This is a genomic window from Nocardiopsis sp. TNDT3, from assembly GCF_003427465.1.
In the GTDB taxonomy this organism is placed as follows: domain Bacteria; phylum Actinomycetota; class Actinomycetes; order Streptosporangiales; family Streptosporangiaceae; genus Nocardiopsis; species Nocardiopsis dassonvillei.
Genome location: NZ_QPFC01001045.1, coordinates 1 through 1,364, shown reverse-complemented (window position 1 = coordinate 1,364; position 1,364 = coordinate 1). Strand labels below are relative to the sequence as shown.

General features: G+C 77.8%; 1 pseudogene. It reads left to right on the top strand.

The annotated features are described in order from the left end of the window. Window positions 1–1,083 (top strand): annotated as a pseudogene (locus DQW06_RS23575) (CRISPR-associated protein); the annotation flags it as partial. Window positions 1,084–1,364: the final 281 nt, after the last annotated feature.

Genomic DNA, 1,364 nt, shown 5'->3' with positions numbered 1-1,364 from the left:
CCGAAGGACGGACCCGTCCTGGTCACCTCCCTGGGCGGCAGCCGCCTGGGCACCCTCACCGCGGTGCACGCCCACCGGCCGGCCCGCACCCTGGTCCTGCCCTCCAGGCAGAGCGTGCGCGACCGGATGCGCGAGTCCGCCGCCCGGACCCTGTACGCCGTCGAGCACCCCGGAGCCCCCTCCGCCGACGCCGCCCTGCTCAGGGAGGCCGGGTACCGCGACCGGGTCCGCTTCACCCCCGACCCCGTGGACGGCTCCGACGCCGACGCGGTCGCCGCCGTCGCCCAGGGCTGGATCGTCCGCGAACAGGGGGCCGACCCGCCGCCCCCGGTCGTCGCCGACATCACGACCGGCACCAAGGCGATGAGCCTGGGACTGGCCCTGGCCGCCCGCCGCACGGGCGCCTGCGCCACCTACCAGCTGGCGCGCAGGCGGACCGTGGTCTGCCTGACCCACGGCGAACTGCCCCTGCGGGGCCGCGCCAGCGTCGACTGGCACCTGGTCCTGCCCGGGTACACGCCGCTGCCCGGCACCGGAGCGGGGGACGGGGACGGCTCCCTGACCGGCAACGCCTGCCGCGCGGCCCGCACCCAGGTGGACACCGTCCTGCTCGACGCCGCCCGCGCCGCCCTCGTGCGCGCGGCCAGCGGTCCGGTCCGGGTGTGGATGGACGCCTCCCTCACCGACCCCGAGGAGTGCCTGACCGCGCAGGAGCGGCCCAGCCTGGTGCTCACCTTCGACGACCGCGCGGTGGGCCTGACCGCGCCCGGCTGGCGGCGGCGCCGCGACCCCGGCGGGGAGGCGCGCGAGGTGGGCCGGGGCGCGTGGGCGCAGAGCGTGTTCGCCGCCACCGCCCACCTCGGCACCCGCTGCGACGTGGCGGGAACGGTGGTCGCCCTGACCCGGCCGGGAGGCGACGTCAGCCGCGCGGTCGAACTCGTGGACTGGATCGCCCACGCCGACCCGTCACCGCAGGGCGGGTCCGGGCGGATCGCGTTCGGCGACCCCCTGCGCCCCCTCGTGGCCATCGCCTCCCCCGACGACCTGCCCGCGCTGCTCGACACCGACGTCAGCCTGCTCTGACCCGCCGGCGCCGCCCCGGGCGCTCGGCCTGACCGTCTTTTTGCACGTCGGCGGACCCGTCCCGGAGGTTGCGGGCACCCTCGCCGGGCAGGATGGGAGGGCAGGCGGGCCGGGACGCGTGAACGGAGTCGGCGGTGCGGTGCGGGGTGGGTGCCCCCGGGTTCGGTGGGCTCATGGCGGTGGTGCTGGCCGCCGCCTGCTCTCCTCCCGCCGACGACCCCTTCCTCGGCCAGGACGTGGCCTGGCGGCCCTGTCACGAGAACGGGCGGACCACCGAACCC